The organism is Colwellia sp. 75C3 (assembly GCF_002836255.1).
Lineage (GTDB): Bacteria > Pseudomonadota > Gammaproteobacteria > Enterobacterales > Alteromonadaceae > Colwellia.
In genome coordinates this window covers 1-23,790 of record NZ_PJAU01000041.1, presented here as the reverse complement: position 1 = coordinate 23,790, position 23,790 = coordinate 1, and the positions used below count along the sequence as shown (strand labels likewise).

The 23,790-nt window shown below is 38.7% G+C and carries 28 protein-coding genes; 17 read left to right on the top strand and 11 right to left on the bottom strand.

Annotation, left to right across the window (positions count from 1 at the left end; all coding sequences use genetic code 11):
• Positions 1 to 6 precede the first annotated feature (6 nt).
• The 14 genes from CXF85_RS09255 (at position 7) to CXF85_RS09190 (ending at position 13,050) form a co-directional block, all read left to right on the top strand.
• Positions 7 to 1,908: a ShlB/FhaC/HecB family hemolysin secretion/activation protein gene (locus CXF85_RS09255; protein WP_157829055.1), complete on the top strand. Its 1,902-nt coding sequence runs from the start codon at positions 7 to 9 to the stop codon at positions 1,906 to 1,908.
• Between the two features lie 185 nt (positions 1,909 to 2,093).
• Positions 2,094 to 2,576 carry an Hcp family type VI secretion system effector gene (locus CXF85_RS09250; RefSeq protein WP_033082641.1) on the top strand — a complete coding sequence of 161 codons (483 nt, stop codon included), beginning with the start codon at positions 2,094 to 2,096 and terminating at the stop codon, positions 2,574 to 2,576.
• Between the two features lie 118 nt (positions 2,577 to 2,694).
• Positions 2,695 to 4,722, top strand: a complete 2,028-nt coding sequence (locus CXF85_RS09245) for a type VI secretion system Vgr family protein (RefSeq protein ID WP_101228248.1) — start codon at positions 2,695 to 2,697, stop codon at positions 4,720 to 4,722.
• Positions 4,709 to 5,281, top strand: a complete 573-nt coding sequence (locus tag CXF85_RS09240) for a DUF6484 domain-containing protein (protein WP_101228247.1) — start codon at positions 4,709 to 4,711, stop codon at positions 5,279 to 5,281. The genes CXF85_RS09245 and CXF85_RS09240 overlap by 14 nt, the downstream gene beginning before the upstream one ends.
• Before the next feature lie 21 nt (positions 5,282 to 5,302).
• Positions 5,303 to 6,295 carry a DUF2169 family type VI secretion system accessory protein gene (locus CXF85_RS09235; RefSeq protein WP_101228246.1) on the top strand — a complete coding sequence of 331 codons (993 nt, stop codon included), beginning with the start codon at positions 5,303 to 5,305 and terminating at the stop codon, positions 6,293 to 6,295.
• Positions 6,296 to 6,322: 27 nt separating this feature from the next.
• Entirely contained in the window at positions 6,323 to 6,703 is a 381-nt protein-coding gene (locus CXF85_RS09230; RefSeq protein ID WP_101228245.1) for a DUF4150 domain-containing protein, read from the top strand.
• An 8-nt stretch (positions 6,704 to 6,711) separates the two neighbouring features.
• On the top strand, positions 6,712 to 7,995 hold the full coding sequence (locus CXF85_RS09225) for a TIGR02270 family protein (RefSeq protein ID WP_101228244.1): 1,284 nt from the start codon (positions 6,712 to 6,714) through the stop codon (positions 7,993 to 7,995).
• Entirely contained in the window at positions 7,992 to 9,050 is a 1,059-nt protein-coding gene (locus CXF85_RS09220) for a beta-ketoacyl synthase N-terminal-like domain-containing protein (RefSeq protein WP_101228243.1), read from the top strand. The genes CXF85_RS09225 and CXF85_RS09220 overlap by 4 nt, the downstream gene beginning before the upstream one ends.
• A 45-nt stretch (positions 9,051 to 9,095) precedes the next feature.
• Positions 9,096 to 10,070: an AHH domain-containing protein gene (locus tag CXF85_RS09215; RefSeq protein WP_101228242.1), complete on the top strand. Its 975-nt coding sequence runs from the start codon at positions 9,096 to 9,098 to the stop codon at positions 10,068 to 10,070.
• Between the two features lie 26 nt (positions 10,071 to 10,096).
• Positions 10,097 to 10,672 (top strand): hypothetical protein, encoded by a 576-nt coding sequence (locus CXF85_RS09210; protein ID WP_101228241.1) that lies wholly within the window; start codon positions 10,097 to 10,099, stop codon positions 10,670 to 10,672.
• Positions 10,673 to 10,749: 77 nt separating this feature from the next.
• Positions 10,750 to 11,253 (top strand): hypothetical protein, encoded by a 504-nt coding sequence (locus CXF85_RS09205; RefSeq protein WP_101228240.1) that lies wholly within the window; start codon positions 10,750 to 10,752, stop codon positions 11,251 to 11,253.
• An 18-nt stretch (positions 11,254 to 11,271) separates the two neighbouring features.
• Positions 11,272 to 11,841 carry a hypothetical protein gene (locus CXF85_RS09200; RefSeq protein ID WP_101228239.1) on the top strand — a complete coding sequence of 190 codons (570 nt, stop codon included), beginning with the start codon at positions 11,272 to 11,274 and terminating at the stop codon, positions 11,839 to 11,841.
• 309 nt (positions 11,842 to 12,150) lie between these two features.
• On the top strand, positions 12,151 to 12,450 hold the full coding sequence (locus CXF85_RS09195) for a hypothetical protein (RefSeq protein ID WP_101228238.1): 300 nt from the start codon (positions 12,151 to 12,153) through the stop codon (positions 12,448 to 12,450).
• Between the two features lie 27 nt (positions 12,451 to 12,477).
• Positions 12,478 to 13,050 carry a hypothetical protein gene (locus CXF85_RS09190; RefSeq protein WP_101228237.1) on the top strand — a complete coding sequence of 191 codons (573 nt, stop codon included), beginning with the start codon at positions 12,478 to 12,480 and terminating at the stop codon, positions 13,048 to 13,050.
• A gap of 547 nt (positions 13,051 to 13,597) precedes the next feature.
• Here the strand turns inward: CXF85_RS09190 and rpsQ are convergent.
• The 11 genes from rpsQ to rpsJ all read right to left on the bottom strand — a co-directional run bounded on the left by rpsQ (position 13,598) and on the right by rpsJ (position 18,611).
• Positions 13,598 to 13,849: a 30S ribosomal protein S17 gene (gene rpsQ, locus CXF85_RS09185; protein ID WP_101228236.1), complete on the bottom strand. Its 252-nt coding sequence runs from the start codon at positions 13,847 to 13,849 to the stop codon at positions 13,598 to 13,600.
• Positions 13,849 to 14,040, bottom strand: a complete 192-nt coding sequence (rpmC, locus tag CXF85_RS09180) for a 50S ribosomal protein L29 (RefSeq protein WP_011041714.1) — start codon at positions 14,038 to 14,040, stop codon at positions 13,849 to 13,851. The genes rpsQ and rpmC overlap by 1 nt, the downstream gene beginning before the upstream one ends.
• The gene (rplP, locus tag CXF85_RS09175; protein ID WP_101228235.1) at positions 14,040 to 14,453 is read right to left on the bottom strand and encodes a 50S ribosomal protein L16; all 414 of its coding nucleotides are present in this window, start codon (positions 14,451 to 14,453) and stop codon (positions 14,040 to 14,042) included. The genes rpmC and rplP overlap by 1 nt, the downstream gene beginning before the upstream one ends.
• Before the next feature lie 10 nt (positions 14,454 to 14,463).
• Positions 14,464 to 15,159: a 30S ribosomal protein S3 gene (gene rpsC / locus CXF85_RS09170; protein WP_101228234.1), complete on the bottom strand. Its 696-nt coding sequence runs from the start codon at positions 15,157 to 15,159 to the stop codon at positions 14,464 to 14,466.
• Between the two features lie 12 nt (positions 15,160 to 15,171).
• A complete protein-coding gene (gene rplV / locus CXF85_RS09165) occupies positions 15,172 to 15,504 on the bottom strand; it encodes a 50S ribosomal protein L22 (RefSeq protein WP_011041717.1) in 333 nt (110 codons plus the stop codon).
• A gap of 11 nt (positions 15,505 to 15,515) precedes the next feature.
• Positions 15,516 to 15,791, bottom strand: coding sequence for a 30S ribosomal protein S19 (rpsS, locus tag CXF85_RS09160; RefSeq protein WP_011041718.1), 276 nt, complete (start codon positions 15,789 to 15,791; stop codon positions 15,516 to 15,518).
• A gap of 98 nt (positions 15,792 to 15,889) precedes the next feature.
• Positions 15,890 to 16,714, bottom strand: coding sequence for a 50S ribosomal protein L2 (gene rplB / locus CXF85_RS09155; protein ID WP_101228233.1), 825 nt, complete (start codon positions 16,712 to 16,714; stop codon positions 15,890 to 15,892).
• A 12-nt stretch (positions 16,715 to 16,726) separates the two neighbouring features.
• Positions 16,727 to 17,029, bottom strand: coding sequence for a 50S ribosomal protein L23 (gene rplW / locus CXF85_RS09150; RefSeq protein ID WP_101228232.1), 303 nt, complete (start codon positions 17,027 to 17,029; stop codon positions 16,727 to 16,729).
• Complete coding sequence (gene rplD, locus CXF85_RS09145) at positions 17,026 to 17,631, bottom strand: 50S ribosomal protein L4 (RefSeq protein ID WP_101228231.1); 606 nt, start codon at positions 17,629 to 17,631, stop codon at positions 17,026 to 17,028. Before rplD ends, rplW begins: the two co-directional genes overlap by 4 nt.
• Before the next feature lie 16 nt (positions 17,632 to 17,647).
• Complete coding sequence (gene rplC, locus CXF85_RS09140) at positions 17,648 to 18,286, bottom strand: 50S ribosomal protein L3 (protein WP_101228230.1); 639 nt, start codon at positions 18,284 to 18,286, stop codon at positions 17,648 to 17,650.
• Positions 18,287 to 18,299: 13 nt separating this feature from the next.
• Positions 18,300 to 18,611, bottom strand: a complete 312-nt coding sequence (rpsJ, locus tag CXF85_RS09135) for a 30S ribosomal protein S10 (RefSeq protein WP_011041723.1) — start codon at positions 18,609 to 18,611, stop codon at positions 18,300 to 18,302.
• A 586-nt stretch (positions 18,612 to 19,197) separates the two neighbouring features.
• Between rpsJ and CXF85_RS09130 the strand changes: the two genes are divergently transcribed.
• The 3 genes from CXF85_RS09130 to fusA all read left to right on the top strand — a co-directional run.
• Positions 19,198 to 21,030 (top strand): sulfatase-like hydrolase/transferase, encoded by a 1,833-nt coding sequence (locus tag CXF85_RS09130; RefSeq protein ID WP_101228229.1) that lies wholly within the window; start codon positions 19,198 to 19,200, stop codon positions 21,028 to 21,030.
• Between the two features lie 9 nt (positions 21,031 to 21,039).
• The gene (locus tag CXF85_RS09125) at positions 21,040 to 21,447 is read left to right on the top strand and encodes a diacylglycerol kinase (RefSeq protein ID WP_101228228.1); all 408 of its coding nucleotides are present in this window, start codon (positions 21,040 to 21,042) and stop codon (positions 21,445 to 21,447) included.
• 298 nt (positions 21,448 to 21,745) lie between these two features.
• A partial coding sequence (fusA, locus tag CXF85_RS09120) for an elongation factor G (protein WP_101228227.1) occupies positions 21,746 to 23,790 on the top strand: 2,045 nt, incomplete at its 3' end.

Genomic DNA, 23,790 nt, shown 5'->3' with positions numbered 1-23,790 from the left:
ACAGTCGTGTCTAATGGAATATTGACAAAGTGTGCATTGTTCTGTGCATTTTCTTTTGTCGGAAGTTTTATTTTGCTTTCAGAAGTGAAAGCTGATTTTATAAAAATGCCAGAGATTGAGCAGCTTAGAGAAATAAAAGAAAAAACCTTACTCAAGGATATGAATATTCCAGCGGTACGAGACAGGCTTCCTGACCCCATGGCTGGACCTAGACTCGGTGTTGCTGAGTTTAGAATTCAAGGCTTAGTTGAGTTCCCTGAATTGGGTATAACCCGCGAAGCAATCGGGGAGTTGGTTGAGGGTATTCGATTTAATTTGATGGGAGAGGGCAAGTTACTGCAATCGGGTTATACCATTGATGAATTGGGTGAACTCTCAGACTTATTGGTTGATATTGAGGAAGAAACGATTGATCGCCACGTAAGCTCACTGGAAGTACAACAGCTGGTTTGGCTTATACGTGCCCAGCAAGGTAAACGTGGGGTAACAATAGGGCAAATTGAAGGTGTAGCGAGCAGTATTACTCAGTTTTACCGTGAGCGTGGTTTTATTCTCGCTAAGGCGTATATTCCTAAACAGCAAGTACGTGATGGCATTGTTAACTTAACGGTATTACTGGGTACTTTAGGTGAGGTTCAGGTTGAAAATAACACTATGTATGATAACGATACCTTAACAAAGGTATTTGAGGACTTTATTGATAAGCCAGTTACCAGTCAATCTATTGAGGAAAATTTATTTTTAATAAATAACTTTCCTGGTATTAGTGTTGATGGTTATTTTGAGCCAGGAAGACAAGTTGGTGATACGCGGTTAAAAGTGAATGTGCGAGATGAAGCACTTTTTAATTTCTCTACCCGTATTGATAATCATGGTACTGAAGATACAGGTCTACATCGTTTGTTTTTAGATGGCCAAGTAAATAACTTATTTGGCATAGCCGATTATTTTCATCTAAGTATTTTACAATCGGTATTCCCGTTTGGTACCAACTATGGGCAGGTTAGTTATGAAAGTAATTTTGTTAGTCCACGGGTAAGAGTGGGCTTTGATATTTCTGAAAACCAATTTGTTTCTGATCAATCATCAGTGGCTGAATTAGCTGAGTTAAGTGGCATAGTTAATGTTTACGGTGCTCATGCTCGTTATATTGCTCAACGAAGCCGTAAACGGAATAGTAGCTATGAATTGAGAGTAGATCGTATTAACTCAGATTTACATTTTGGCGATCCAGAAAAACCCTCTACCTTTCTAGATCAAACCCTTTCAAACATCTATTTATCTTATCACTTTGACTTGCTTGATGATAAAAGTAAGCTTTTACATGATGCGACCTTTACTTATAACCGAGGAAACTTTGAGTATGGTTTTAGCATAGGGCAAGAACAACACTTTGATGTGTATTCTGTCGATTATACCTTGCTGAGCTTTTTAAAAGTTCCTTTTACAGATAGCAGCTCAAGGCTTATTTTTAAAAATCATTTGCAATATTCAGGTACTACACTGTCAACAATTGCACGATATTCATTAACAGGGCCAACAAAAATACGTGGTTTTACGCAAAGTTACTTTACGGGTGATGATGCAGTGTTCTTAGGTGTTGATTGGATGTTTAATGCCCCAGATATGTTCGATTTTAATATAGCTAATGTAGACTTTACTAACGTATTTAAACCTTTTGTGTTTGTCGATTATGGCTTTGCTTACCGTTATTCTCTTCAAGAAGGGGAGCCTAATGCAACGGCAAATTTAGCGGATGTTGGCTTCGGTTTACAAATTGCGCATAACAGCGGTGCCAGTGGCACATTACAAATAGCCTTTCCGGTAATGAGTGAATTAAAAATTGTAGGTGAAGAGCCTGAATATGACTCCGCATTACTGACTTTTAACTTTCAATACAGCTTTTAAATCATATTAATAGCGAATGTATATGCGCCAAATAAGTAAAAGTTAATAAATGTACAGAAACCGCTGTTTTATGTTAAATTTTCATTGAATTTATGTTAAAAATATCTTATTTTAGGCACAGGAAATAGGATGAACACAGATATCTATTAGTGTTCTTTAACTTTTAAAATGGAAATTGAAATAAAATGGCAATATATCTTGAGTTTGAAGGAATCAAAGGGAACGTTACAGCAGAAGGTTTTGAGAACCACGTATTAGTTGATTCTGTAAGTTTCGGTGTTAGCCGTGGCCTTACAATGGAATCAGGTAAAATGGCAAACCGTGAAGTCGGTAAGCCTAACGTATCAGAAGTTTCTTTAACTAAAAAAGCAGACAACTCAGTTTCTGCATTATTTAAAGAAGCGGTTTCTGGTTCATCTGGTAAAAAAGTAACGCTTAAGTTTGTTCGCACTGGAAGCGACAAAGTTGAAGAGTTTATGCAATACGCTTTACAAGACTGTTTAGTAAGTAGTTATCACATTGCTGCTGACGGCGATGAAGAGCCTACTGAAAACTTAACACTTAGCTTCTCTAAGTGTGAAATTAATTACACTGATTACGATGGTAGTAACAAAAGTGGTAGCCCGCAGCGTGCTGGTTATGACTTAACATCAGCAAAAGCTTTATAATTTTGCACTGAATAATACAGCCTTTAGAGGCTGTATTTTTTTATACTTTTATAAAAATTATTCCAAAAAGAATAGAATAGCTTTGTTATATAATATTCTCATGGAGGGGAATTAGTACATGAGTGGATTTACTCAAGACGGCCGTTTTCTTTCAATTGCTACACCGTTAGCAAAAGATGAACTGCTGCTTACTTCGATTAATGGTATCGAAGCCATCTCGTCTCTTTTTCAATTTAGTTTAAATGTACTATCTCAAAATACTGATATTAAACCAGAAGACTTAATTCATAAATCGGTGACTTTTACTATTCACGATGATGAAAAAAGAGTTTTCAATGGTTTCGTTAGTCATTTCTCTTTTGGTGAAATTAAGAATAGCGGGTTAAGAGAATATCAACTTACGATTGTGCCATGGACGTGGTTTCTCAATCAGACGGAAAACCGTCGTATATTTCAAAATAAGAATACTAAAGATATTGTTAGCCAAGTTTTCTCTGACTTAGGTTATAACGATTTTGACTTTAAAGCTGAGGGTGGTAATCCTCGTGAGTATTGTGTGCAATATGGCGAAAGTGATTTAGCTTTTGTAATGCGATTATTAGCAGAGGAGGGTTATGCCAGCTTCTTTAGCCACGATAAGAAAAAACATACCTTAGTTATTGTTGACCAAATGAGTGCTTATGCCGAAACCGCGCAGAGTAAACTCACCTATTCCAAGGGGAATAGCCCAGATGCTGAAATTAACACATGGCAACATAATTATGAGCTGAAAAAAGGTGAGTGGATAGTTAATGACTATAACTTTAAAGAGCCGAATAAAAGTTTACTCGCACAAAGTACGTCAAAAAGTAAGTTAGAAAAAAATAGCCAATTCAAACATTATGGTTACCCAAGCCAATACGACTTTGCCCTAGGTAAAAAGCTTGCTGATGCAAGAATGGACGCTGAAGAAGCGGGTGCAAATACCATTAGTGGCGGCAGTAGTTGTAGTAGTTTCAGTGCAGGACAATTTTTTAATTTATTAAAACATGAAGCTAAATCTGAACAAGGTAAATTTTTACTGTTAAGTGTGCATCACCAAGCAAATGATGCAAGTTACTTTTCAAGTCAAGGTGGTGACCAGCAATACAGTAATTCATTCAACTGTATGCCACTGGAAAAAATGTATAGACCCCCTATGGTTTATACACGTCCTGTTATGTACGGACCGCAATCTGCCTTAGTGACAGGCCCTAAAGGCGAAGAAATATATATTGATGAATTTGGTCGCATAAAAGTACAGTTTATGTGGGACCGAGACGGTAAAAAAGACGAAAACAGTTCGTGTTTTATACGTGTGATGCAATCATTCGCGGGTAATGGCTGGGGATCGTCATTTATTCCTCGCATTGGTCATGAAGTAATTGTTAGCTTCTTAGATGGTGATCCTGATCGTCCTATTGTAACGGGTAGTGTTTATAACGGTAATAATAAGCCGCCGTTTGCTTCTAAAACGCAAAGTGGTATTAAAACGCATTCCAGTAAAAAAGGCGGCGCTGATAATTTTAATGAACTGAGCTTTGAAGATAAAAAAGATAGTGAAAAAGTTTATATTCAAGCGGAGAAAGATCTTGAAGGGTTAATTAAAAATAACCAACGTGTTGATATAGGTAACAATGACAACCTTACTGTTGGCAAAGACAGAATGGTGGTTGTTAAAAATAATGAATTTGTTACCGTTGATAATGATAAAACTACAACGATTAAAAATAATGAAAATACCATTGTTGAAAACGATAGTAGCTTAGTCGTTAAAAATAACCGCTTAGATGATGTGACTAAAAATAAAACCGTTAATGTCGGTAAAGACCATGATGAAAGTGTTGGTGGCAATATGGTCATCAATGTCGCTAAAGATTTACGCGAAACGATTAAAGGTGAATACGCAGAGAGTGTCACTAAAGGTTATGGTTTACAGGCAAAAGGTATTACTTTAGAGGCTGAAGACGAAATAACCATTAAAACGGGCTCAGCAAAAATCATAATGAAAAAGAATGGTGAAATAACCATTAGCGGTAAGGATATTACCTTTAAAGGCTCAGGTAAAATAACAGCGAAAGCATCGGGTAATGTTATTTTGAAAGGGAGTAAAGTTGTTGCCAACTAATCATCAACCTGACATCGATGTGTTTGGTTCAACGTCAGATGAAGAAAAGCTAACGCAGAGTATTGCACCGGGTGAAATTGTTTTAGGCACTATTGCAGCAATTAATGCGTTAGGTCAGCCAGAAGTTAATTTCTCACTTAACCCGAGCGAACAAGCACTAACTGCTATAACTACTCTGGCGTTGACACAGCAACAAATTAATCGACAAGTGGCGTTATTATTTAATCAAGGTGATTTATCGCAACCTATTGTTATTGGTCTAATTCATAGTCCGCTACAAGCCATGTTAGATAATTTTGAAGCGTCTCAAAAAAATACGTCACCTCAACTCGATGAAAAATCTGAATCAGTAGAGCTAGCAGCAAGCTTAAACATTGATAACGTAAATGTTGAAGGTAAAAAAGTAACCTTCGAAGCCGAAGATGAGATGGTATTTAAATGTGGTGAGTCAAGCATCACACTAACTAAAGCGGGTAAAGTAATGATCCGTGGGAAATACCTATTAAACCGCTCAACCGGAGTTAATCGTATTTTAGGCGGCTCAGTTCAAGTGAATTAATTCACTTAAGGTAATACTCGTATGCTTCAACTTAACAATAGCACCCCATTTTCCGCAGATATAGCAACTTTCCCAAATGAAAAAGGCATAGATTCCTTGTATGTCATCGTTAAAGCTACCTTTATCATGGGACAGCAGTGGAGTTTAGCCGATGAACAAACGCCTCCTCAGAAAGCTGATGAATATTGGGGGGAGCCAGGCTTATCTAGTATTAAGGCGTTGTCTGATTTTCACATTGGTAAAAATTGCACTGATATTTTAATGCAAGGTAATGCATGTGCACTCAATAACCAGAACGTAAAGCAGTTAGATGTACATTTAGCTGTAGGTCAAGTTCAAAAAACAGTGAGAGTATTTGGTGATAGGCAGTGGGTAAATGGCGTACCAAGTAGCGCAGTTCCATTTCAATCTATGCCCTTGGTATATGAGCGTGCTTATGGTGGTCAACATCAAGTTGATGAGTCAACAATATTGGCCGAGGAAAGAAATTTAGTAGGCTGTGGTTTTTCAGGTAAACGCTCTAAAGCTGAAATGGAAGGGCGAGCACTGCCCAATATTGAAGACCCAAACCAGTTGATTCAAGGTATCAAAGATACGCCTATTCCGGCTGGTTTTGCGCCAATTTGCAGTTATTGGACTCCGCGGACTCAATGGGCTGGAACGTATGACGAAACATGGCAAACCACGCGAGCACCGTATTTACCAATAGATTTTGATAAGCGTTTTTTAAATGCCGCACACCCTGACTTGGTTTATCCCGGGTATTTACAGGGAGGCGAGCCTTTAGTGATTAAAGGTATGCACCCTGCTGGCGATATTAATCTGAGTGTACCGCATGTGAAAATGAGCTGTAATGTTATGTTAAAAGATGAAGCGATGCCAGTTACGCTCAATATTGAAACCCTGACACTGCACCCTAACCAAAAACAATTATCAATGGTTTGGTTAGCGCCATTTCAATGCGACAAGAATTTAGCAAATATTAGTGAGATTGAATTAAAACTCTCTCGCTAAGTTACCTGTACATCATCGGAGAATATTATGGCTCAAACAACCTTTGCAAATTCACGTGGTATTGCCCATAAAGGCAGTGGCGGTATGAGTATTGCTTTCCCTGATGTGTGTAAAACACAAGTGGGGCCTGCGGTTGTGCCTATTCCTTACCCAAATATTGGTATGGCGTCTGATACCGATAAAGGGCCAAAATCGGTAACAGTTGATAAAAAAATGCCGATGGTAAAAGCGGCTATATACAAAAAAAGTGCTGGCGATGAACCCGGTATACATAAAGGCATTATTAGTGGCAAAACAAAAGGTGAATGTGAATTTATGCTCTATTCATTTGATGTAAAGTTTGAAGGTAAAAACGTGTGCCGTATGGGCGATATGCTCTTTCATAATAAAAAAAATATCATGGGTTAATATAAAGCGTGTTGAATAAAAAGAACCTATTAGAACAACAAAGTAATGCTTTTCGTGATATCACCGAGCAGTTTTATACCGATGCCGCCTTTTTGTGGGAAATGCGTGCTATTGCTGTTAACCAACCGCATTATGATCAAGAAAGTTTACTTGAATTAGAAGTGCGGTTAAATGCAAATCTAGACGGGTTAATGAGTACCTTTGAACTATCGTGGAATATAGCGCTTGAACAGTTAGAATATGAGCAAGGTGGCGAATGTTTTGCTGCTGCCATTATTGCCTTTCGAAGCCGCGACTTAGCAAAAATTAAGACTATTGTTGACCATGCTTTTACCAATGATGACACTTTTATAGGCCTTGCCTCAGCACTTGTGTGGTTACCAAAAGCCTTAGTGAATGATTGGATTAATAAATTTTTATACAGTAAGTCCCTCGACCATAAATATTTAGCTATTGCCGTATGTAGCATGCGTCGTAAAAATCCGGGTGATGTTATACAAGATATATTAACCCGCGATGATTGCCTAACCCATCACAAGTTATTAGCGCGTACTTTACGTTTAGTCGGTGAGCTTAAATTATACGTTTACGCGAATATCGCCGAAACCATGCTGCAACATGAGGATCCGTCGGTAGCTTTTTGGGCAAACTGGGCGTTGCTTTTATTGGGTGAGAAGAAGCATATTAATAACCTCTATCCATTTATTAATGAAGTAACACCACACCAAATACCCGCCATTCAAATTGCTTTTAAGGTATTACCAGCACCACAAGCGCGTGCCTGGATATCTGAATTAGCGAAAAATCCTGATCACATCCGAGCTGTTATTATCGCTAGTGGTGTATTAGGCGATCCGCATACAATACCCTGGCTAATTGATAGAATGAAAAGTTTTGAAACCGCTAAAATAGCGGGAGAAGCATTTGTATTAATTACGGGTATTGACTTAAACCGCTATGAACTCATTATCGACACGCCCGGTGATATTACCGTTGTGCCCAATGATGATAATGAAGATGAAATGGTTGAGTTAGATGACGACGAACATTTGCCGTTCCCTTATGTCAGTAAAATATCGCACATGTGGTTAAAACACCGCACTAAATTTATCCCAGGATCACGATATATATTAGGTGTTGAGCTTGGGCAGAATAACCCCGCAGCCAGTAATAAACTGAATCAAGTGATTCAGCATAGCTCGCAGCGACAACGTCATAGCGCAGCACTCTCTTTAGCTTTACTCGACCCACAATCACCGCTATTTAATACCAAAGCAAGGAAAGCTGTATGAGTGCTTTGAATCAATTGTTTATTGCCGCAACAGGTATGATTACCCCTGTAGGGTTTAATACTGCAATGACCCACGCCGCAGTGCAGGCTGGTATTAATGTGTATGAAAGAGGTAGTTATTGTAATGGTAATGTTGAAGCATTAACCATGACGCAAGTGCCTGACGACGCATTACCGCCTTTGGCTGCCCCTCTTATTGATGTATTAGGGTTAACCGCTAGGCAAGCACGCATGCTGCAATTGGCAGCACCCGCTATTGAACAAATTTATCAACAAATGGCCGAGCTACCCAATACGGATATTTCCGCGCCAATGGCCGTGTTTTTAGCCGGACCAGAGCCAATACCTAACGCGCCATTGCCAATACGTTCGATATTTTTAAAACACTTACAATGCCAAATAGAAAAGCCTATTGATTTAGATAATAGCAAAGTATTTCCAATGGGCAGAGCAGGGGCATTTTTTGCTCTAGAAAGCGCCTTTCAATATTTACAAACATCATCACAACCCTTTGCCTTAGTTGGCGGTGTTGATACCTTTTGGCATGCAACAACTTTGTCTAAATTTATGCAAGATAAACGGGTTAAAACCGAAGCAGGGGGCGCAGATTGTTTTGTTCCCGGAGAAGGCGCAGGCTTTATTTTATTGTCGAAACAAGCATTATCCCCTAATAACCGCGCCATTACCCGACCCGGTTTAGCGGCGGAGGAAGGGCATCGATACAGTGATGAACCTTACCTTGGCAATGGCTTAGCGCAAGCGTTTACTGAAGCTGTCGGCTTTGCCAATATAATGCCTGAAAATAATATCAAAGCTATTTACAGCAGTTTAAATGGTGAGTTATTTGGCGGTAAAGAGTTTGGTGTTGCGCAAGTGCGTAACGCAAAAGTTATTTCGCCTGAAGCAAACCATCAACACCCCGCTGATTGTTACGGTGATTTAGGAGCCGCTACCGGCCCTGTGCTATTGGCACTTGCCGCACTAAATAGCGCCAAACCAAGTATTTGTTATGGCTCATCAGATGATGAGTTTAGAGGAGCGGCTTGTGTGGTTTAAGCGTAAAACTCAATCCCCTATGTTTTTGATGATTAAGGATAATGCATGACACAGTTAGGTGAAGCCATTTCAGTTGATATTTTTATTGCTAAAGATGAAGAGCACAATGAAAATACTTGTCCGTGGCATGATAAATCTGAAAAGCCAGCAGCTGTTGAGATGGAGGTGCCGCATCCTGAGACTGATGGAAAAAAGCCAAGCATGCCTAAAAATGATGGTGGTAAGCTAGGTAAAAGCTTAGAGAAAGATAATCAAAAAAAACCTGAAAGCAAAATAACCTTACACTTTGCGCCAGATGAAATGTTAACGTGGAAGAAAGGTGATAAAGACCTCAAGGTACGTACATATACCGACAAAGAAACAGAAAAATATGAGGTTAAATATGCACCACATCATTTGATTCCGGGTAATGAATCATTGGCTAAATCTAAATTAGTACCCTATTTAGGTGATAAGGCTGTAATTAAAAATTTTAATAAAAAAGGTATTGAAAGCAAAGTAAAAGACAAGCAATCCGTTGGTTACGATGTTAATTGTGCTGAGAATGGTGTCTGGTTGCCTAGTCCTTATGCTCTTTCTATGGAAAATGAATGGCCATCAGATGATGGAAAGAAGAGAATCTTAAAAATGAAAGGCAAAGAGTACGTTAATGTTGCCGTATCATTTCAAAAAGCCTATGTAGCAGCAGCAATTGAAGAGTCAGGAAATCGTCAATTTCATATGCGACATGCTGATTATTCGATGCAGGTTAAAAAGGTTTTAAATAAAATAGCCGCTAAAATGAAAAAAATGGAAGATGGAGCATGTAAAGTTGCCAGTGATAGTAAAAAAGATGGCAAAATTGACGCCCCTTTAGGGCTTGTCGCTAGACTAAATGCTCTGTCTGCTCAGCTGAAGGTGTTGCTTATAGGGCCTGTTTGGCATGAAGAGTATTATGGTGATGATAAATTAATGACTGAGTACTTTTCTTTGGTTAAAGCGACTGAAGGTTTAAAAGCTGATATCGTCAAGATTATGTAAAGAACAAAGAGACTAAAAGAGATAACATGAGTAACGATAAATATTATGTAATGGATACCACCTTAGGTTTAATTGATGGCATGGCACTAGATAGTATGCCTGATTTACCCAATGAGGCTAAAGATGACTGGATGTATGGCCAAGCTTTTACTAAAGCCCCAAAAGAGCCGATAATAGTAGATATTTCTGATGATGAAGAAAATAATATTCCAGTTTCCTTTTATTCAGATCCTCCTGTTGCCACTAATGAGTTCATCGGTGCTTTATTAGAAGTAGGCATTGATAATTTGGCTATTTATGATGCTGTGTTAAGAAGCTGGCCAGATGGAGAGGTTGAGCATAAAGACTATAAAGCTTTTAATATTATAGGTTTAGTTAAAGCGGCGGGCCCAGAAACAGAATTTGCAACAGAATCTCGTGACGGTGATGCCAGTATTACAAAACTTCAAGCTGATACCAGTGCCATTAAAGGTTTGTATATGTTCCGTTTGGCGGAAAGTTGGGACACGATAGTTGTACATGAAAAAGTTAAGAATCACCTTGAAAGCAAGAGCTTCATTGGTTTAAAGTTTAAAGAGTTAGATGGCGCGTTCATTTTATAGCTAGCCATAGTATGGATATGAAGGATATAAACCACAATTAGCCTAACTGATTGTGGTTTTTTATTGACTGAGATTTAATGCGTGAAAGTATCGGTTACGATGTAAATTGTACTTGGTTACCGACCCCTTATGCTTTATCTAATAAAAATAAATGGCCTTCTGAAGATGGAAAAAAGTACATTTTCAAATCAGAAGGGCAGCGCTATGTCGAGCATGCCGTCTCTTTTCAAGAGGCCTATATTGCCGCCGCAATCAAGGAGTCTGGCGGCAAACAATTTCATATGCGCCACAGTGATTATTCGAGAGAAGTTAAGGATGTGCTAGATGGCATAGCAGCCAAAATGATGATGATGATTAGTGGAGAATGTGAAATAGCTGCTGATGGTGAAGATGATGGGAAAATTGATGCGCCTTTAGGTTTAGTGGCCCGATTAAATATCCTGTCGGCTCAATTAAAAGTATTGCTTATCGGTACTGTTTGGCATCCACCATTCTTTGCCGACAATAAAGGTATGAATACCTTTATTGAGAACTTAGATAAAGCGGACAATCCATCTGCAGATATTGAAAAAATCATATAAAAAATAAAAGGTTAACTAATGAGTGATGATAAGTTTTATGTAATCCGCTGTGATTTTGATGAGAATGTTTTAATGGCAGGTGGTATGCCTCGCCTACCCAAGCCTTTTAAGGATAGTTGGATGAAAGGTCAAGCATTTACCATCCCGCCAACAGAGCCACTTATGGTTGGCATTCGTGAAGGGGAACAAAATAAACCTCCTGTCCACTTTTATGGTAACCCTCAAATCGCCAGTAATGAATTTATTGAGGCGTTATTAGAAGTGGGCGTAGATAATTTACACCTTTATGACGTTATATTAAAAAGTCGGGAGTGCGATAAGCAGATAACGGGTTATAAGGGCTTTAATATTATTGGTTTAGCCAAAGCGGCATCTGCTGATACTAAGTTTGCCACTGAATCTCGCGAAGGTGATGCCAGTATTGAAAGTTATCAGCCAAACCCTGAAGCAATGAAAGGTCAGTATATGTTTCGTTTAGCGGAAAGCTGGCGAACGATTGTGGTGCATGAAAAAGTTAAAAACCATTTAGAAGCAAAAGGCTTTAAAAACTTAGCATTTACTCCGCTTGAGGGCGCGTTCATCCTATAGTTTTTACCACTCATATACTTTGTCTAAATAAAGCCGCAATGAACTATGTTAATTGTGGCTTTTTATTGACTGAGATTTAATGCGTGAAAGTATCGGTTATGACGTTAATTGCGCTGACTCTCTACTGAAGTAAAGGGTGTCTGGCTACCTAGTCCCTATGCACTTTCAATGAAAAATTAGTGGCCTTCAGAAGCGGGCAAAAAAATCCTCCTTAAACTCAAAGGTAAGGAATACCGAAATATTGCAATTGATTTTCAAAGAGCATATGTAGCAGCAGCTATTGAAGTATCAGGCAATAGGCAGTTTCATATGCGACATAAAAATTACTCCATACAGGTTTTTAAGGTTCTAGATAAAATAGCAGCTAAAATGAAAAAAATGGAAGATGGAGCCTGTAAAATAGCTAAGGATAGTAAAAAAAATGGAAAGGTTGATGCTCCTTTAGGGCTGGTAGCTCGCTTGAATGTACTATCAATTCAACTAAAAGTTCTGTTGATAGGACCCGTTTGGCATAAAAAATTCTACGGTGACGACAAGCTTATGAAAGCTTATTTTGGATTAGAGAAAGAGATTGATGGCCTTAAGGCAGATATCATTAAAGTTTTATAAAAAATACAAATATTTAAAGGATACGTAATGAGTGATGCAAAGTATTATGTAATGGACTCGGATTATTCTGATGAAGGGATGATGCTAGGAGGCATGCCTGACTTACCTAATGAAAAGAAAGATGATTGGATGTATGGTCAAGCTTTTGTTCAAGAGCCAAAGACTCCAATAATTGTAGATATAAGAGAAGGTGAAGAGGATGCTAATTGTCTTTCTTATTATTGTCACCCCCCAATAGCCAGTAAAGAATTTATTGATGCTTTAGTGGAGTGCGGAGTTGATAATTTAGTGAATTATGATGTTGTTCTTAAGAGTCGAACTGATCCTAGGTATCTAATAGAAGGTTATAAAGCTTTTAATATTATTGGTTTAGTTAAAGCAGCTGGCCCAGAAACAGAGTTTGCGACAGAATCTCGTGACGGCGATGCCAGTATTCAAAAGCTTCAAGGCAATACTAGCGCGATTAAAGGCTTGTATATGTTCCGTTTAGCGGAAAGTTGGGACACCATTGTTGTTCATGAAAAAGTTAAGAATCACCTTGAAAGCAAGAACTTTATTGGTCTTGATTTTGAAGAGCTAGATGGGGCCTTTATTTTATAGTTTTTACTTTTAAGACTCATTTAGTTTGCCTAAATAAAGCCACAATGAACTATGTTGATTGTGGCTTTTTAATGGCTTTAATTTATAGCTTAGGAAAGCTAGAGCTCTGAAAGATTGATCATGTAAAATTACCAGTGGTAATGAAAACAAGGCGAAATTGATGCCCATTTAGGGCTTGTTTCACGTTTATATATGTTCTTTGCACAAGTTAAAGTGTTACTTATTGGTTCTGTTTGGTGGAAGAACATATTATGGAGACGTTAAATTAGGGAGTGAGCATTTCTTGCTAGTTAAAGCCGTTAGAGGGATTATGAGGATTTGTAATTAAATATAAAATTTATAAAGGATTAAGCTTTAGTAATTACGTCTGCTAATTTCCACGTGTCTTTCCTTTTAGCTAGGAACAGCAGACTTAGGCAGTGGCGTATGTTTCTACGCTATCTAAGTTTTCTTTTGGACATAAAAAAAGACCTTAACAAATAAATGTTAAGGTCTTTTTGCTAACTATACAAAGTTAATTAAATATAAATATAAAATTTATAAAGAATTAAGCTTTAGTAATTACGTCAACTAATTTCCAGTTTTTAGACTTAGAAATTGGCGCAACTTCAGTAATAGTTACTAAGTCACCTTCGTTACATACGTTAGTTTCATCATGTGCTTTCAACTTAGTTGAACGCGTCATGTATTTACCGTACATAGGGTGCTTAACACGACGTTCAATCAAAACAACGATAGACTTATCCATTTTGTTACTGATTACGACGCCTTGTAGTGTGCGGATTTTAGTTTCGCTCATTACTTACCAGCCTTTTCAGTTATGATAGTCTTAACACGTGCGATATTGCGACGTACGATTCTTAGCAAATGAGTTTGTGCTAATTGACCAGTACTTGCTTGCATGCGGTAGTTAAACTGCTCGCGAAGAAGTTCTAGTAATTCAGCGTTAAGCTCTTCAATGCTTTTTGCTTTAAGTTCACTAACTTTCATTACAATGCCGTCCTAGTTACGAAGGAAGTTTTGAATGGTAGTTTAGAAGCGGCTAAAGCAAAAGCTTCACGCGCGATCTCTTCAGAAACACCTTCCATTTCATAAAGAACACGGCCAGGAAGAATTTGGCAAACCCAATATTCTACTGAACCCTTACCTTTACCCATACGAACCTCAAGAGGTTTTTTAGTAATTGGCTTATCAGGGAATACGCGTATCCAGATTTTACCTTGACGTTTCACATGACGAGTCATGGCACGACGAGCGGCTTCAATTTGGCGCGCAGTCATACGACCACGTTCCATTGATTTTAAACCGAAAGTACCGAAGCTAACTGAACTACCGACGTGTGCAAGACCACGGTTGCGCATTTTAAATTGCTTACGGAATTTAGTACGTTTTGGTTGTAACATAACTTAGCTCCTACTTAGGCTTGCGGTTGGTTTTTCTTTTAGGTTTAGCCGCTGGTTCTTCTGCCTTAAGTGGCATTTTCCCAATGATTTCGCCTTTGAAAATCCAAACTTTGATACCAATAACACCGTAAGTAGTGTTACCACGCGCAATTGCGTAGTCAATATCAGCACGTAATGTATGTAAAGGTACACGACCTTCACGATACCATTCTGCACGTGCGATATCAGCGCCGCCTAAACGACCACTAACTTGTACTTTGATGCCTTTAGCGCCTAAACGCATTGCGTTTTGAACTGCACGCTTCATAGCGCGACGGAACATAACACGACGTTCTAATTGACTAGCAATGCTGTCTGCAACTAACTGCGCATCCATTTCTGGCTTACGTACTTCAGCTATGTTGATTTGAGCAGGAACACCAGCAATTTTAGAAACGGCTAAACGTAGTTTCTCAACATCTTCGCCTTTCTTACCGATAACAACACCTGGACGAGCCGTGTGAATTGTTACGCGGATAGATTTAGCTGGACGTTCGATTACCACTTTTGAAAGTGATGCACGTTTAAGCTTTTCTTTTAAAAATTCGCGAACCTTGTGGTCGCCGTCTAAGTTGCTAGCAAAATCTTTATTGCTTGCAAACCAAGTAGACGCGAAAGGTTTCGTGATACCTAAGCGAATACCGTTAGGATGAACTTTTTGACCCATACTAATATACTCCTAAGAATCAGACACGATCACAGTGATGTGACTAGTGCGCTTGATGATGCGATCGGCTCGGCCTTTCGCACGTGGCATAATACGTTTCATTGTTGGACCATCGTCAATCAAAATTGTTTTAACGAATAATTCATCAATATCTGCACCTTCGTTATGCTCGGCATTCGCGATAGCAGAGTTAAGTACTTTTTTAACTAATTCAGCAGCTTTTTTGTTGCTGAAAGTTAGAATTTCAAGTGCTTTTTCTACATTAACGCCACGGATTTGATCCGCAACTAAACGCGCTTTTTGAGCAGAACCGCGGGCAAATTTATGTATAGCAATAGCTTGCATTGTAACTTCCCCTATTTCTTCGCTTTCTTATCAGCGACATGACCGCGATAAGTACGAGTTGGTGCAAATTCGCCTAACTTGTGACCGATCATTTCTTCGGTAACAAATACAGGAACGTGTTGACGGCCATTATGGACAGCGATGGTCAATCCGATCATTGTAGGAATGATCATTGAACGACGGGACCAAGTTTTAATTGGCTTTTTATTCCCGCTTTCCACCGCTTTCTCTACCTTCGTCAACAAGTGTAGGTCAATAAATGGACCTTTCTTGAGGGAACGTGGCATGGTGAATCCTTATATAATTCAAATTCTTCATGTTGAACTTAGTAGTAACAAAAGTTAACTAAGTCCAAGCAATCAGAATATTAGTTTAATGTACTAAATTACTTAGTACGACGACGTACGATAAATTTATCAGTACGCTTGTTCGAACGAGTCTTGTAACCCTTAGTTGGTACGCCCCAAGGGGATACCGGGTGACGACCGCCAGATGTCTTACCTTCACCACCACCGTGTGGGTGATCAACTGGGTTCATGGCAACACCACGAACAGTTGGGCGAACACCGCGCCATCTTGAAGCACCAGCTTTACCCAACGAGCGAAGCATGTGTTCAGAATTGCCGATTTCACCTAAAGTAGCACGACAATCTGTTTCAACTTTACGCATTTCGCCAGAGCGAAGACGTAAAGTAACGTAAGCACCGTCTTTCGCAACTAATTGTGCGTAAGTACCGGCTGCACGTGCTATTTGAGCACCTTTGCCTGGCTTAAGTTCGATTGCGTGAATAACACTACCTAGAGGTATGTTACGTAGTGGCATTGTGTTACCAGGTTTGATCGGAGCATCAACACCAGACTGGACAGTATCGCCAGCTGATATGCCTTTAGGGGCTAAGATGTAACGACGTTCACCATCGGCATACAATACTAACGCGATGTTAGCACTACGGTTTGGATCATATTCTAAACGCTCAACTTTGGCTGGAATGCCATCTTTAAGACGTTTAAAGTCGATAATACGATAATGTTGCTTATGACCACCACCAATGTGACGAACCGTAATGCGACCATTATTGTTACGACCACCAGACTTAGACTTAGTGTCTAATAGTGGTGCATAAGGCTTACCTGTATGAAGTTCTTTGTTTACCACTTTAACTAGGTGACGACGACCCGGAGAAGTAGGTTTACATTTTACTATAGCCATTTTAGCTGCTCCTTATGATTCTGCGCCAACGAAGTCGATTTCACTACCTTCGCTAAGAGTTACATATGCTTTTTTCCAATCGTTACGACGACCAGTACGAGCACCTGTACGTTTCTCTTTACCTTTAACGTTAAGTGTATTAACACCTTCAACGGTAACTTCAAAAAGTTTTTCAACTGCCGCTTTTATTTCAGCTTTAGTTGCATCTGTAGCTACTTTGAAAACAACAGTGTTGTTTGCTTCAGCAGCTGTAGTTGCTTTTTCAGAAATATTTGGTGCCAAAAGCACTTTTAACAAACGTTCTTCGTTTATCATGCTAGTATCCCCTCAATTTCTTTAATTGCATCTGCAGTGATTAAAACTTTTTCGAAACCAACCAAGCTTACAGGGTCGATTGCTGCAACGTCACGAACGTCAACTTTATACAAGTTGCGTGCTGATAAGAATAAGTTCTCATCAACTTCTTTCGTTACAATCAATACGTCTTTAAGCTCTAAACCTTTTAACTTAGCAACAAGTTCTTTAGTTTTAGGCGTTTCTACCGAAAAGTTCTCTACTACAACTAAACGTTCTTGACGAACTAATTCAGAAAGGATGCTAGCGATAGCACCACGATACATTTTACGGTTAACTTTTTGGCTGTGATCTTGAGGTTTAGCAGCAAATGTAACACCACCTGAACGCCAAATTGGACCACGAGTAGTACCGGCACGTGCACGGCCAGTACCTTTTTGGCGCCATGGTTTTGCACCACCGCCACTAACTTCTGAGCGAGTTTTCTGAGCACGAGTACCTTGACGAGCGCCAGCTGCATATGCAACTACTACTTGATGTACTAACGCTTCGTTAAACTCACGTCCAAAAGTTGCTTCAGATACTTCAAGAGCACCTGATGCGTCTTTTAATGATAATTCCATCACAAAATCTCCTGGACTAAGCTTTAACAGCTGGTTTGATGATTACGTTGCCATTGATAGCACCCGGAACTGCGCCTTTAATAAGCAACAAGTTACGTTCAGCATCAACACGAACCAATTCAAGGTTTTGTGTAGTACAACGCACAGAACCCATGTGACCAGACATTTTCTTGCCTTTAAATACACGACCTGGTGTTTGACACTGACCTAACGAACCGTTAGATCTGTGTGATAACGAAACACCATGCGTTGCATGTTGCATAGTAAAGTTCCAGCGTTTAATACCGCCTTGGAAACCTTTACCTTTCGATGTACCAGTAACGTCTACTAATTTAGTGTCATTGAATACTGAAACAGTGATTTCACTGCCAGCTTCGATGTCACTACCTTCATTTTCGTTTAAACGGAATTCCCACAAGCCGCGGCCTGCTTCGATTCCTGCTTTTGCGAAATGTCCGGCAGCAGGCTTAGTTACACGGCTTGCTTTACGCTTACCAGTAGTAACTTGTAGTGCTGAATAACCATCGTTGTCTACAGTTTTAACCTGTGCAACACGGTTTGCTTCAACTTCTATAACAGTAACAGGGGTAGAAACACCATCTTCTGTGAAGACACGAGTCATACCCACTTTACGTCCAACTAGACCTATAGTCATGTTAAAACTCCCCTTAGCCCAAGCTGATTTGAACATCAACACCAGCTGCAAGATCTAAACGCATTAATGCGTCTACAGTCTTTTCAGTTGGCTCAACGATATCAATCATGCGTTTGTGAGTACGGATTTCGTACTGATCACGTGCATCTTTGTTAACGTGTGGAGAAGTCAAGATAGTGTAACGTTCTTTGCGTGTAGGAAGTGGAATTGGACCACGAACCTGTGCGCCAGTACGTTTTGCAGTATCAACGATTTCTGCTGTAGATTGATCAATCAAACGATGATCGAACGCTTTCAAACGAATGCGAATTCTTTGATTTGACATGAAGACAAATCCCCTTTTTAAAGAACAAAAAAATACATCCCTCTGCTTCCTTATGTGCCGGAAGGGGGAGTATTAACTAATAAACATTCAACTCAAAATTAGAGTTGCTGTGAAATAAACAAAAACATAATTCTTATTTATTTAGTGCTATAAGCGTTGATAATAATTAAATATTAAGCAAAAGTCTTAAGCAAGCACACTCAACTTGGCTGAATGTGAGCGCGTATTATACAATAAACCCGCTTATGTGCAAGCTTTCTTACGGCTTATTGTTAATTAAGTCATTTTTAGCCGAAATATAGGTGTGTTGGCGTGATTTATACAGGGATAACATTATAATTTAGTGATTTGTCCTATGTATATAGTCATTTTTTTTTAAGTACTTTGGATATTGGTATAGGGTAAACAGACTGTCTTACAGAAACTTACAGCCCCTATTCAATTACTAACAATCCTATTCAACCTACTTACAGTTTAGTTACACTTATGTAACTGAGAGTAAATCTTCCTTGCTTTAGGATTTATAAACCTATTTCTAATAATGAGATTCAGCTAATAACCTGTTAGTCAGTTAGCTGTCACTTCAATGAACACTTTCTTAAACCATCTTCAATTTGCTAGTCGTTATATCTTAATCAGCTTTATTACCAGTCTAACGCTATTAAGTGTTTTTATATATTCAGCTTATCAGCATGACACATTAAGCGCCTTTATATATAGCATGAGTATTCCAAGCTATTACTACCTTGCTTATTTCGTAGTTACTTTACTGTTAACGCCACTATTGTATTTTAAAAGAACAGCGCTACTGATCATTATTCCTAAAGTAGTGTTAGATCTGTTTTTATTAGCAGATATCCTCGTTTTTAATGTTTATCGTTTTCATATCGACATGCTCTTTATTGAGATGACTCTTTTCGATTTTCAGGGAATTGGCATTTCTTGGGGCATGAGTCTTCTAGCGGTAATAGTTTTTCTGGGGGTTGTTACTTTACAGGTGCTATTTTTCAGTAAAGCTAAGCAATTAATAATGATTAAAACTAAATACATTAATATAGGAATTCTTGCTTTTTTTATATTGGGACAAGGTCTACATATTTGGGGGCATTTTACTAAGCAAGAAAGTATTTTGGCGTATACACCTTACATGCCATATTTCGCCCCCATTACCTCAACAAAAAATATGGCAACTTTGCAACAACGTTATCCTGAGTTAATCGTGGTTAATAAAAGCAGTAGTGCGCCGGTTATTGATAACCAAACGTCTTCGCAACGCTTTAATTACCCAATAAAACCATTAGTTTTTGATAAAGGTGATAATAAAGCGCCATTAAATGTATTGATGTTTGTTGTTGAGAGTTGGCGAGCGGACATGCTAACAAGTGATATCACACCTTATATAGCCGAGTTTGCAACAAAGAGTCATCAGTTTAATAATCATTACAGTGGCGGCAACGTTACTGTGTCAGGATTATTTAGTTTGATGTATGGCTTAAACCCTAGTTATTTAGCCAGTGCACAATCGGCACCTTTTAAGCATCAAACGATGCTGACAAAAAGTTTTTCACAGCGTGGTTATGATATCAGTTCATACAGCGGCTCTAATTTTAATCGTTTTGCGATGAAGCCAATGTTTTTCGGCGAAATTTCAGATCCTGGTTTCATTTACCCTCAAAAATCGAGTAGTAGTAAAAACGATCTAGCAGTGACAACTGAAGTGATTAACGACCTAAAGATAAATACCAGCGATAAGCCGTGGTTTAAATTTGTATTCTTAACTTCGTCTCATCATGATTATGATTATCCAGAACATCACAAAAAGTTTCTGCCTACACCAAAAGTAACAGCGGAGTTTCTTGTTAATAAGCAAATTAGTGCTCAGCCATTTTTAAATGATTACCAAAACTCCTTACATTATATTGATTCTCTATTTAAGCAGATTCATCAAACACTAATAAAGAGTGGTCAAGACAAGAATACACTCATTGTTATCACGTCAGATCATGGTGAAGAATTTAACGATAATAAACAGGGCTTTTGGGGACATGGTAGTAACTTTACTAAAGCACAAACAACCGTGCCTCTAGTAATGTACATTCCAGGACAGAAAAAATTAATTAAAGAAACAAATCGTTCTGCTCATGTTGATATCGTTCCAACGTTATTAAAGCATGTGCTAAATACGGCTTCACCCTTATCACATTATAGTTCGGGTTTTGATTTGTTTGATTTACCTGCGCAGCGTGGTGTTGCGATGGCGAGTTATATTGATAAGGCTTATTTAGTTGATAACACCATATACTCTAGCGGCTTGTTAACCAATAAATATGATATTGACGATTTTAATAAAAAACCTGATACGATTAACTATCAGCAATTACAAATTTTGCGACAGCAAGATAGTCACTTTCTTCAATAGGCTTTTAGAATGGACAGAAACAATTCCGAGCAAGCAGAGATAAATAGTAAGCCAAATGGTTCAGGTCTTAGCCGAATATTAAAAGCAATGCGCTGCTCTTTTTTAGGTCTGAAAGCGGCATATAAACATGAAGCAGCATTTAGACAGGAGTTATACCTTTGTCTTGTTTTATTACCACTGAGTTTATTTATCGCTAATAGCGGAATGCAGTTAGCACTGTTAATAGGCTCTCTAATAATATTACTGTTAGTCGAAGTGATAAACTCAGCAATAGAAGCCGTGGTAGATCGTATTGGACTAGATCATCATGAATTATCAGGTCGGGCGAAAGATTTAGGCTCAGCAGCGGTATTTTTGGCTATTTCTTTCTCTGTGATTATCTGGGGCGGTATTGTATTTGATAATTACTTTAGCTAGAAAAATTGGCTAAACGTTTAAGGTGTTTTCCTCGTTATTTTTTATTATTTATTTTTTTTACCTATATATAAGCAGAACTAAATGAGTAGAACATTAAAATAGGGCTATTTTCATAGTAAATTACTGGCGATAAAATATTACTATTTAGTAATATTTTATCAATTTTCTATGGATTTGCTTTTGTTAATGGTATACTCGCGCGCAAATTTTCAACAATTCTGCTTTTAACTTACTTAACTTATATATAAGTATAAGAAGAAAAAAGTGGGATAGACCTTAAACTAAGTAGAGTACTCGAATGGCAGATTTAGCTAAATACAGAAACATTGGTATCTTCGCTCACGTTGATGCTGGTAAAACCACAACAACTGAACGTATCCTTAAATTAACCGGTCAGATCCACAAAACTGGTGAAGTACATGACGGTGAGTCAACAACTGATTTCATGGAACAAGAAGCTGAGCGCGGTATTACCATCCAGTCTGCTGCGGTAAGTTGTTTTTGGAACGATCACCGTTTCAACGTTATCGATACTCCTGGTCACGTTGATTTCACAGTTGAAGTTTACCGTTCACTTAAAGTACTTGATGGCGGCGTTGGTGTTTTCTGTGGTTCTGGTGGTGTTGAGCCACAATCAGAAACTAACTGGCGTTATGCGAATGACTCAGAAGTTGCCCGTATTATCTTTGTAAACAAATTAGACCGTATCGGTGCTGATTTTTATCGTGTTGTTAAACAAACTGAAACAGTACTTGGTGCTAACCCACTTATCATGGTTTTACCAATTGGTATCGAAGATGAGTTTACTGGTGTTGTTGACTTACTTACCCGTAAAGCATGGATATGGGATGAAACTGGTCTTCCAGAAAACTTCGTAATCACAGATGTGCCTGCGGACATGGTTGATAAAGTAGAAGAGTACCGTGAAAAGCTTCTTGAAACTGCTCTTGAGCAAGATGATGATCTTTTCGAAGCATATCTAGAAGAAGGCACTGAGCCATCTATGGAAGATATCAAACGTTGTATCCGTAAAGGTACACGTACTATGGACTTCTTCCCTACTTACTGTGGTTCTGCTTTTAAGAACAAAGGTGTTCAAAACATTCTTGATGCCGTTGTTGATTACTTGCCGTCACCAGTGGATGTTGACCCACAACCACTTACTGATGAAGAAGGTGAGCCGAATGGTGAGTACGCACTTGTTTCTGCTGAAGAATCATTCAAAGCATTAGCATTCAAAATCACTGATGACCGTTTTGGTACATTAACTTTCGTACGTATCTATTCAGGTACATTGAAGAAAGGCGATACGATTCTTAATGCTGCTACAGGTAAAACTGAGCGTGTTGGCCGTATGTGTGAAATGCAAGCAGATGACCGTAACGAACTTACTTCAGCTCAAGCCGGTGATATCATCGCGATTGTTGGTATGAAAAGTAACGTTCAGACAGGTCACACATTATGTGATCCTAAACACCCAATCATCCTAGAAGCTATGGTATTCCCTAAGCCTGTAATTTCAATCTCTGTAACACCAAAAGATAAAGGTTCAACTGAGAAAATGGGTCTTGCTATCGGTAAAATGGTTGCAGAAGATCCTACTTTTAAAGTTGAAACTGATCAAGATTCAGGTGAAACGATTTTATCTGGTATGGGTGAACTTCACTTAGATATCAAAGTAGATATTCTTAAGCGTACTTACGGTGTTGAATTAGAAGTTGGTAAGCCACAAGTTGCATACCGTGAAACGATTACAACTGAAATCGAAGATTCTTACACACATAAGAAACAATCTGGTGGTTCTGGTCAGTTCGGTAAAATTGATTACCGTATCAAGCCCGGCGAACCTGGTTCTGGTTTCGTATTCAGCTCTATCGTTGTTGGTGGTAATGTTCCTAAAGAATTCTTCCCTGCTATCGAGAAAGGCTTCAAAGGCATGATGGATAACGGTGTTCTTGCTGGTTTCCCTGTACTTGACGTTGAAATTGAATTATATGACGGTGGCTTCCATGCTGTCGATTCATCTGCTGTTGCATTTGAACTCGCTGCTCGTGGTGCTTTCCGTCAATCAATTCCAAAAGCTGGTGCTCAGTTAATTGAACCTATCATGAAAGTTGATGTGTTTACTCCTGATGATCACGTTGGTGATGTTATTGGTGATTTAAACCGTCGTCGTGGCATGATCGCAGGTCAAGAAGCGGGTGTTTCTGGTGTTCGTATTAAAGCTGACGTACCTCTTTCAGAAATGTTCGGTTACATCGGAACATTACGTACAATGACATCAGGTCGTGGTCAATTCTCTATGGAATTCTCTCACTACATGCCTTGTCCTAATAACGTAAC

What these genes read in the sequence shown, in the direction of transcription:
- CXF85_RS09190 (WP_101228237.1), top strand. Translation starts at nt 12,478, where the DNA reads ATGAGTGATGCAAAGTATTATGTAATGGACTCGGATTATTCTGATGAA.
- rplC (WP_101228230.1), bottom strand. Translation starts at nt 18,286, where the DNA reads ATGACTATAGGTCTAGTTGGACGTAAAGTGGGTATGACTCGTGTCTTC.
- rpsS (WP_011041718.1), bottom strand. Translation starts at nt 15,791, where the DNA reads ATGCCACGTTCCCTCAAGAAAGGTCCATTTATTGACCTACACTTGTTG.
- rplD (WP_101228231.1), bottom strand. Translation starts at nt 17,631, where the DNA reads ATGGAATTATCATTAAAAGACGCATCAGGTGCTCTTGAAGTATCTGAA.
- CXF85_RS09245 (WP_101228248.1), top strand. Translation starts at nt 2,695, where the DNA reads ATGAGTGGATTTACTCAAGACGGCCGTTTTCTTTCAATTGCTACACCG.
- rplV (WP_011041717.1), bottom strand. Translation starts at nt 15,504, where the DNA reads ATGCAAGCTATTGCTATACATAAATTTGCCCGCGGTTCTGCTCAAAAA.
- CXF85_RS09125 (WP_101228228.1), top strand. Translation starts at nt 21,040, where the DNA reads ATGGACAGAAACAATTCCGAGCAAGCAGAGATAAATAGTAAGCCAAAT.
- rpsC (WP_101228234.1), bottom strand. Translation starts at nt 15,159, where the DNA reads ATGGGTCAAAAAGTTCATCCTAACGGTATTCGCTTAGGTATCACGAAA.
- CXF85_RS09205 (WP_101228240.1), top strand. Translation starts at nt 10,750, where the DNA reads ATGCGTGAAAGTATCGGTTACGATGTAAATTGTACTTGGTTACCGACC.
- rplP (WP_101228235.1), bottom strand. Translation starts at nt 14,453, where the DNA reads ATGTTACAACCAAAACGTACTAAATTCCGTAAGCAATTTAAAATGCGC.
- rpsJ (WP_011041723.1), bottom strand. Translation starts at nt 18,611, where the DNA reads ATGTCAAATCAAAGAATTCGCATTCGTTTGAAAGCGTTCGATCATCGT.
- rplB (WP_101228233.1), bottom strand. Translation starts at nt 16,714, where the DNA reads ATGGCTATAGTAAAATGTAAACCTACTTCTCCGGGTCGTCGTCACCTA.
- rplW (WP_101228232.1), bottom strand. Translation starts at nt 17,029, where the DNA reads ATGATAAACGAAGAACGTTTGTTAAAAGTGCTTTTGGCACCAAATATT.
- rpmC (WP_011041714.1), bottom strand. Translation starts at nt 14,040, where the DNA reads ATGAAAGTTAGTGAACTTAAAGCAAAAAGCATTGAAGAGCTTAACGCT.
- CXF85_RS09215 (WP_101228242.1), top strand. Translation starts at nt 9,096, where the DNA reads ATGACACAGTTAGGTGAAGCCATTTCAGTTGATATTTTTATTGCTAAA.
- CXF85_RS09220 (WP_101228243.1), top strand. Translation starts at nt 7,992, where the DNA reads ATGAGTGCTTTGAATCAATTGTTTATTGCCGCAACAGGTATGATTACC.
- CXF85_RS09210 (WP_101228241.1), top strand. Translation starts at nt 10,097, where the DNA reads ATGAGTAACGATAAATATTATGTAATGGATACCACCTTAGGTTTAATT.
- CXF85_RS09250 (WP_033082641.1), top strand. Translation starts at nt 2,094, where the DNA reads ATGGCAATATATCTTGAGTTTGAAGGAATCAAAGGGAACGTTACAGCA.
- rpsQ (WP_101228236.1), bottom strand. Translation starts at nt 13,849, where the DNA reads ATGAGCGAAACTAAAATCCGCACACTACAAGGCGTCGTAATCAGTAAC.
- CXF85_RS09230 (WP_101228245.1), top strand. Translation starts at nt 6,323, where the DNA reads ATGGCTCAAACAACCTTTGCAAATTCACGTGGTATTGCCCATAAAGGC.
- CXF85_RS09200 (WP_101228239.1), top strand. Translation starts at nt 11,272, where the DNA reads ATGAGTGATGATAAGTTTTATGTAATCCGCTGTGATTTTGATGAGAAT.
- CXF85_RS09130 (WP_101228229.1), top strand. Translation starts at nt 19,198, where the DNA reads ATGAACACTTTCTTAAACCATCTTCAATTTGCTAGTCGTTATATCTTA.
- CXF85_RS09235 (WP_101228246.1), top strand. Translation starts at nt 5,303, where the DNA reads ATGCTTCAACTTAACAATAGCACCCCATTTTCCGCAGATATAGCAACT.
- CXF85_RS09195 (WP_101228238.1), top strand. Translation starts at nt 12,151, where the DNA reads ATGCGACATAAAAATTACTCCATACAGGTTTTTAAGGTTCTAGATAAA.